Origin of the sequence: Pseudomonas sp., from assembly GCF_036404235.1 — a bacterium.
Taxonomy (GTDB): domain Bacteria; phylum Pseudomonadota; class Gammaproteobacteria; order Pseudomonadales; family Pseudomonadaceae; genus Aquipseudomonas.
The window spans coordinates 91,063-98,771 of record NZ_DASWOT010000163.1 but is presented as its reverse complement, the minus strand read 5'-3'; the positions used below and the strand labels follow the sequence as shown (position 1 = coordinate 98,771).

Genomic DNA, 7,709 nt, shown 5'->3' with positions numbered 1-7,709 from the left:
GTTGATCAGTTGTAGGAGCGAACTTGTTCGCGAGGCGAAGTCTCAGGCGCCACGTTGCTCGCCTCGCCGACCGCGCATGCCGGGTTTACTGCCGCTGCGCGCCAGACCGAAGGGCCGGCTTGCCAATAAGCCACTTGAGCAAGCGCACTCAGCATAAACTCCACGAAAGGCGTTGCTTCAGCCATTTGATCCGCCGCCGACAACGCACCGTAATAAGCCTCTTGTTGGTCCCGAATAACGGTCTCCACCGGCAGGTATGCAAGTATCGGTCGCCACTGGCTCAGTATCAGGGCTTGCCAAAGGCGCCCAATCCGCCCGTTTCCATCGGCAAAAGGATGGATGAATTCAAATTCATAATGAAAAACGCAGCTCGCAATCAGCGGATGCAGATCAGAGCCCTTGAGCCAATCAAGCAGATCTTGCATCAGTGCGCTGAGACGGCTGGCGGGGGGCGCCATATGCAGCAATCGATCCCCGCGATAAATCCCTACGCCACCGGATCGAAAACACCCGGCATCGTCAATAAGCCGCTGCATCTTCATGCGTGCAGGTCCATCCTCATGTGCTGAAACCATTGATCATGCCTCTGTGTATTCCTTCACGTGCTCGATAAAACGTGCGACGGCGGGGGCTTTTTCGTGACGCCGATAAATCAACGACAGGTACGACGACGGCTGACAGTCGTCAATGCGTCGGTACACCACGTTGGGTAGCCGAATGTGATCGACCACTGACTCCGGCACCACGGCAATGCCCTGCCCCAGGCTGACCAACGCCACCACCGATACCAGGCCACCGGGTTGCGGGCCAAGTGTCGGGGCAAAATTCCCGTGGGCCGCAACCGCCAGCGTTCCGGAAATCTGCTCCGGGAGGATGAAGGTTTCGTTCTGTAAATGCACTGCGTTGACGGCCTTGAGCTTGCACAGCCAAGAGCTGTCGGGCAGCGCCAGAACGAAGCCTTCGGTCAACAGTTTCAGCGCCTCCAGCGAGGCTGGCAATTTCATCGGCGAACGGATGTAACCGAGGTCGAGCCGGCCTTCTTCGATCATGCGCGGCAAGGCGGGCATCAGGTACTCGGTGAGGGTGAAATCGACGTCAGCATAACGTTGCCGAAACTGACTGACCTGGCGCTGCAAGACGCCGGAAAACACCGCCGAAGCCACATAGCCCAACTCGATCCGTCCGGCTTCGCCACGGCCCGCGCGCTGTACGTTAAGCGTCGCTGACTCAAACTGACGCACCGCCAGCTCAGCCTCGATCTGCAGCGCACGTCCAGCATCGGTCAGCCGCACTTCGCGTTGCTCACGCACGAACAACCGGGTGCCCAACGCGCTTTCCAAATCTTGAATCTGACGGGTCAGGGTGGGCGGCGCGATGCCCAATTGCTCGGCGGCACGAGTGAAGTGCTTGTGCTTGGCGACGGCCAGGAAGTAACGGAAGTGGCGGATGTCCATAACAGCATTAGCTCAAAGGTAATGAAGTGACTGCGCTCAGGTAATAAAGCATATGCCATCCGGGGATATTGTGGGGCAGCCACCGAAAGGCTGTAGGAGCCAACTTGTTGGCGAGAAGACAATGAAGTGCGTTGGGTATGACGCCTCGCGAACACGTTCGCTCCTACAGAGAATCGCATGGCATTAGTTGAAACCTAAACGGCACCTCTGGAGCCTGCCTTATGATCGCTCAAACGAAATCACCTAGCCCGCGCATGACACTGCTTACCGCCTGCGGCGTGTGTGCGCTGATCGTGCTCGACACCAACATTGTCGCCGTCACCCTGCCCAGTATCGCCCGGGATCTAAGTGCCGGGTTTGCCGACATCGAATGGGTCGTCAGCGCCTACATGCTGGCGTTCGCAGCCTTCTTGCTGCCCGCCGGCAGTCTCGCTGACCGCTTCGGGCGCAAGAAAATGCTGCTCTGCGGCCTGGTCTTGTTCATCCTCGCTTCCGTCGGCTGTGGCGCCGCGCCAAACATCCTGTTTCTCGATATCGCCCGCGCCGTGAAAGGCATTGGCGCGGCACTGTTGTTGACCTCGGCGCTGGCCACCATTGGTCATGTATTTCACGACGAAGCCGAACGGGCCAAAGCCTGGGCGTTCTGGGGCGCGTGCATGGGCGTGGCGATGACCGCCGCGCCCACCGTCGGTGGCCTGATTGCCGAGCTGGTGGGATGGCGCTGGATTTTCTATCTCAACCTGCCAGTCGGCCTGGCACTGCTGTGGATGGTGGTGCGCAACATCGGCGAATCGCGCAATGAACAATCGGCGCGTCTGGACCCGTGGGGCAGCCTGTTTTTCAGCGCCAGCCTGCTGTGCCTGATCTGGGGCCTGATCGAGGCCAACCGCGTCGGCTGGGACAACCCGCTGACCTTTGCGCGGCTGATTGGCGGCGGCGCGCTACTGGGGCTGTTCGTACTGGCCGAGCGTCTGCAACGACGGCCCATGGTCGACCTGCAACTGTTTCGCTACCCGCGTTTCATCGGCGCGCTGCTGGGCATGTTCGCCTACGCTGGCTGCGCTCAGGTGATGATGACCTTGCTGCCGTTCTACCTGCAAAACGGCCTGGGTTTTAGCGCCATCGCCTCGGGGCTGGGGATGCTGCCGTTTGCGATCACCATGCTGCTGTGCCCATATCTTGGCCCGAGACTGTCTCACCACTTGTCGCCCGCGGCGATGATGGCGTTGGGACTAAGTCTTGTGGGCCTGGGCAATCTGCTGTGCGCCTGGGCAACCTCGGTCGGCGGCTATCGCGTCTTCGCGGCGGCGATGGCGGTCACTGGCGCAGGCGCTGGGCTGCTAAACGGCGACACGCAGAAAAACATCATGGCCTGCGTCCCCCGCGAGCGTACCGGCATGGCTTCGGGCATGAGCACCACCATGCGTTTCAGCTCGATCATGCTGGCCATCGGCGTGTATGGCGCACTGCTCGCCAGCCATACCCTGCACTCACTGAACCTGCGCCTGGAAAATGCAGCGCCCAATTGGCTGGATATCGCCGAACACATTGCCAGTCGGGTGGTTGCCGGGGACATGGCGGCGGCGATGCAGCCGTTGGACGTGAGCGCCCGCCTGATCGTCGAGCCGTTGGCGCGACAAGCGTTCATCTCAGGCTTCGGATCGGTGCTCTGGGTCGCCGGGTGGATGGGCTTGCTCGGCGCTGTAGTGGTCGGCACGCTGATGCGCAAGCCGATCCCCGCCATGCACCTGAAAATCGCCTGAATCAATCCTGCCGCCACTCGCCAGGCGGCAGGCCCTCTCCAAGGTCAGATACGCCACGTGTTAGCGGGTTGAGGTTGATCGCGTCGCTACAACATTGCGCATTACGTCAGGGGCAATTTTTTTCCCACCGTGGAATAACCCTCCACGCGCTTCGTCATACGGGCTCAAGAAAGTTGATCACCCACTATGATATGAAGAGAAGCCAATCATGAAACAGTCCCTGAAAACCACCCTGACCGCCCTGACCCTGACCGCCCTCAGCCCCTTCGCCATGACCGCCAGCGCCGACATGAAAAACATGCCATCGGTGCAGGATTACACCTATGGCAGCAAGCTCGACATCGCCCAAGTGACACATACGCCCATGCTGAATTTCTGCGGTGTGCGGCCGGTGCAGATGAGCTACGTCGACCACATGGGCAACTCGCATACCCTACGTTACGAAGCCACGGGAAGCGCCTGTCTGGGCGACAATTGAGCCGCGCTGCAAACTGGGCCAGTTATCTGAATTTGATTCTGGCCGCAGGAGTTCGCGCCCGACTATCGCGCCGCCAATCGCCACACCCGCGCCAGATCCCGCGCGCGGTCATGCAGCAGATTCGCCGCGTCGCGACAGGCCTGGTCCAGGGTCATTGGTCCACTGGTCAGGGCGAAGGCTGCGCTGATGCCGTGTTCATACAAATCTGCGTAACCCTCGCCCAAGGTGCCGGCCAGGACAATCACCGGCACGTTTTTACGCCGAGCGATCCGCGCCACGCCGAACGGCGTCTTGCCGCGCAGTGTTTGTGCATCGAAACGGCCTTCGCCGGTGATCACCAGATGAGCACCTTCAAGCGCTTCGGCAAGCCCGGTCAAATCAGCCACCACTTCAACCCCAGGGCGAAACGACGCATTCAGGTACGCCCTGGCCGCGAAGCCCATGCCGCCTGCCGCGCCACAGCCGGGATGGTCACGTTCGTCCTTGCCCAAGGCCCGTGCAGACTGATCGGCGAAATGGCCGAGCGCCGCGTCCAGTGCCAGCACCTGTTCAGGCGATGCGCCTTTCTGCGGCCCGAAGATATGCGACGCTCCGTTGAGGCCGCACAGCGGGTTGTCGACGTCGGCAGCGACTTCGAACTGTACGTCGTGCAGGCGTTCGTCCAATTGGCCGAGTTCAATCCGCGCAACCTTGGCCAGCGCTAGACCGCCCGGCGGCAAGGGCTGGCCGTCGTCAGCCAGAAAGCGTGCGCCCAACGCCGAGAGCATGCCGCTGCCGGCATCATTGGTCGCACTGCCGCCAATGGCCAGAATGATTCGCTGGGCACCGGCGTCCAGCGCCGCCCGAATCAACTCGCCCGTGCCCTGAGTACTGGTAATAGTGGCATCACGCTGTTCCAGGGTCAGCAATTGCAATCCGCTGGCCATGGCCATTTCGATGATCGCGGTGCGCGTCTCAGGCAGCCAACCCCATTGGGCGTCGAGCTTTTTACCCAGCGGGCCGCTGACAGGGGTCGTCATCCATTGCCCACCGCAGGCTGCCAACACGGCTTCGATGGTGCCCTCGCCGCCATCAGCCATGGGGCACTCGATAAGTTCGGCGTCCGGCCAAACATCTGCCAGCCCGCTGGCGATGGCCTGGGCCACGCCTTGCGCGCTGAGGCTGTCCTTGAACGAATCGGGGGCGATGACGATTTTCATGGGTGTTCTCCTTTTTCGATGGCCGATGTTCGCATTGTTGCCGGCATTTTCCGCCTACTCTTCGCACAATCCGGCGCGACGATGATTGGTCATTCGAACAAAACCAAGCTGTCAGGCATCAATCGATGAGGCATTGGTGGACAGGCACTGTATTGCGTTGGCGTATCGGTGATTGCTGGCGTAACACGCTGCGCACATGACGAAAGCGCTCAGCCCACCAGCACCCGTGGTGTCATCTGCATCCCCAGGTATAGGCGCAACAGGTCATCGGTCCGATACGGATCGCAGCCGCTGAGCTCGGCAATTTTCTCCAGCCGATAACGCAAGCTGTTGCGGTGAATACCCAGCACATCGGCGCAAGCCTGGCTTTCGCCGCTGTAGTCCAACCAGCACCGCAGGGTTTCCAGCAATTGCGTCTGCCCGCCCAGTCGTTGAATCGGCTCGGCGACGCCTTGTGCCAGCCAATCATTGCGATGACGCCAAAACAGCACCGCCAGGCGGTGGGTTTCGAGGCGCAGCAGCGTGTGCTGCGGTTTGACGTGACGAGCGTAATCGAGCAGGTCACGGGCCGCGACACAGGCATGGCGCAGTGCAGCCAGATCAGGCGAAGGCTCGACCGTACACATGCGCGAGACCGACCAACCCTGTTCGTCGAATTGCTCCAACAACAGTGCGTCATCGCGATCCTTGCCCACTGCACGGCACCAATACAACAGTGTCGGCTCGCAGGCTACGCACCAGCTGTTGACGTAACGCCCGGTCAGCCAACTGGCGATTTTGTCAGTCACGCCAAGATTGGCAGCCACCTCAATCAACACCGCCTGACGCGGCAACTGCGGTTGCAATCCCAACTGCTCGGCCTCGTCGACCAGACTGTCCGGACTGTCGCCCAGCAACAGGCGCGCCAGCAAATCCTCGCTGCGCTGCTGCCGCCACTGCTGATCGGCCTGCTGACGACGATGCTCCATGAGCATTTCGGCAGTCATCTTCACCAGCTCGGCGTAAACCCGCACCTCATCGGGCTCGCCGGTAATCCCCAGCACGCCCACCAGTTTCTGATCGAGCATCAACGGCAGATTCACACCCGGCCTTACGCCGTTTAGTTGCCTGGCGGTGTGCGAGTCAATCTCCACCACGCGGCTGTTGGCCAACACCAACTGCGCACCTTCGTGCCGCGTATACAACCGCTCCGCTTCGCCGCTGCCGATGATGATCCCCAGGTAATCCATGACATTGACGTTACACGGCAGAATCGCCATCGCCCGGTCGACGATGTCCTGCGCCAATGCGTGATCAATGGCGAACATGGGAGAGGTCCTGCGAAGTAATTAGAGTGCGATTCATGCGGGTCACGATCTGGTTTTTATGGGGCATGACCGGAGTCTGCCTGATTCTTTTGGAGAGTGCGATTGAGGGCAAGATTACCCGTGAAACGATCGCCAAAGCCTTTGGTATCAGCGCGGATCAGCTGGATATTTGAGAGCAGCCTCTACGGCTGTTAACTCAACGCCAAATGCCGCCTCTCGATGGCCGCCAGCGAAGTGACCCCGAGCAACCCCATGTCGCGGCTGACTTCGCTGGTGATCAGTTGCAACGCATGGGCCACGCCACGCTGGCCGGCGATGGCGGCGGCATAGTTGAAGGGGCGTCCGATCAGCACCGCCTTGGCGCCCAGGGCCAGGGCTTTGAGGGCGTCGGTGCCGCGTCGCACGCCGCTGTCGAGCAGGATCAGCATATCGCCTGCGGCATCGACGATTTCCGGGAGCACCAGCAAGGGCGCGACGCTGCCGTCAAGTTGTCGCCCGCCATGGTTGGACACCACCACGCCATCGATTCCCAGGCTTTTGCAGCGCAGCACATCCGCCACATTGAGCACGCCCTTGACCACCATCGGACCGTTCCACCGTTTGCGGATTAACGCCAGATGCTTCCAGTGCAAATGACCACGGTCGGAAAAATCCCGCACCACGCTGGATGACAACACCGGTGCGCCGCGCGTGGCGTAGTTGTTTTCGAAATGCGGCATGCCGTGCTTGAGCAGCGTTTTGAGAAAGGTGCCGAACAACCAACGGGGGTGAGTCGCGCCCTGCCAGGCCAGGGAAACACTGGGCCGCAGCGGCGTGGAAAAACCGGCGCGGAGGTTGTTTTCCCGGTTGCCGGACACCGGGGTGTCGACCGTGATCACCAGGGTTTGCACTTTCGCCCGGGCCACTCGGTCGATCAATGCATCGATCTGATCCTGCTTACCCGGCAAATACGCCTGAAACCAGGTGCGCGGCGCGGCTTCTATGACCTCCTCAAGCCGAATCAGCGAAGAGCCACTCATGATGCAAGGCACGTTCGCCTCAGCCGCCGCCTGCGCCATGATCAGATCACCGCGATAACGGGTCAGTGCCGAAATGCCCATGGGTGCAATGCCGACCGGGGCGCTGTAGCGATGGCCAAACAGCTCGACACTCATGTCGCGCTTCGACACATCCACCAGCACATCAGGTTTGAACCCATAACGAGCGAACGAACTGCGATTGGCCTCCAGCGACTGCCCGTCCTCCACGGCGCCGCTCACGTAGGCGAACAGCGGTTTGGGCAGTATTTTTTGGGCGCCTTTTTCAAAATCATGTAGGGACAGATAACGGTGCAGGGAATCGAACACGAAACGTCTCCTGGCCAGTTTTATTATTGAGGGGCGACCGCTTGATCGGTTCGCAACGCAGACTGTAACCAGATACCCGACAGTTAAAAAGCAAATAACAATGGACGAATCATTTGCCGTTTAGCCATTCTGCCCCTGAATCACACCCGAACCGACTTGCTT

The 7,709-nt window shown here is 60.5% G+C and carries 7 protein-coding genes and 1 pseudogene; 3 read left to right on the top strand and 5 right to left on the bottom strand.

Features of this window, described 5'->3' with window-relative positions:
* Nucleotides 1-134: 134 nt before the first annotated feature.
* Both VGC62_RS20785 and VGC62_RS20780 read right to left on the bottom strand, forming a co-directional pair.
* Nucleotides 135-536: pseudogene (locus VGC62_RS20785) on the bottom strand (Fic family protein); the annotation flags it as partial.
* Between the two features lie 42 nt (nucleotides 537-578).
* Entirely contained in the window at nucleotides 579-1,454 is an 876-nt protein-coding gene (locus VGC62_RS20780) for a LysR family transcriptional regulator (RefSeq protein WP_331188956.1), read from the bottom strand.
* A gap of 221 nt (nucleotides 1,455-1,675) precedes the next feature.
* Here VGC62_RS20780 and VGC62_RS20775 point away from each other — a divergent pair, with 221 nt between their 5' ends.
* Nucleotides 1,676-3,217, top strand: a complete 1,542-nt coding sequence (locus VGC62_RS20775; RefSeq protein WP_331188955.1) for an MFS transporter — start codon at nucleotides 1,676-1,678, stop codon at nucleotides 3,215-3,217.
* 208 nt (nucleotides 3,218-3,425) lie between these two features.
* Entirely contained in the window at nucleotides 3,426-3,695 is a 270-nt protein-coding gene (locus VGC62_RS20770; protein WP_331188954.1) for a DUF2790 domain-containing protein, read from the top strand.
* Nucleotides 3,696-3,757: 62 nt separating this feature from the next.
* Here the strand turns inward: VGC62_RS20770 and VGC62_RS20765 are convergent, their stop codons facing one another.
* The gene (locus tag VGC62_RS20765; RefSeq protein ID WP_331188953.1) at nucleotides 3,758-4,894 is read right to left on the bottom strand and encodes a glycerate kinase; all 1,137 of its coding nucleotides are present in this window, start codon (nucleotides 4,892-4,894) and stop codon (nucleotides 3,758-3,760) included.
* A gap of 209 nt (nucleotides 4,895-5,103) precedes the next feature.
* Nucleotides 5,104-6,201 carry a sugar diacid recognition domain-containing protein gene (locus VGC62_RS20760; protein WP_331188952.1) on the bottom strand — a complete coding sequence of 366 codons (1,098 nt, stop codon included), beginning with the start codon at nucleotides 6,199-6,201 and terminating at the stop codon, nucleotides 5,104-5,106.
* Nucleotides 6,202-6,236: 35 nt separating this feature from the next.
* Here VGC62_RS20760 and VGC62_RS20755 point away from each other — a divergent pair, with 35 nt between their 5' ends.
* Nucleotides 6,237-6,374: a hypothetical protein gene (locus VGC62_RS20755; protein ID WP_331188951.1), complete on the top strand. Its 138-nt coding sequence runs from the start codon at nucleotides 6,237-6,239 to the stop codon at nucleotides 6,372-6,374.
* A gap of 18 nt (nucleotides 6,375-6,392) precedes the next feature.
* Here the strand turns inward: VGC62_RS20755 and VGC62_RS20750 are convergent, their stop codons facing one another.
* Complete coding sequence (locus tag VGC62_RS20750) at nucleotides 6,393-7,547, bottom strand: alpha-hydroxy acid oxidase (RefSeq protein ID WP_331188950.1); 1,155 nt, start codon at nucleotides 7,545-7,547, stop codon at nucleotides 6,393-6,395.
* Between the last annotated feature and the right edge of the window lie 162 nt (nucleotides 7,548-7,709).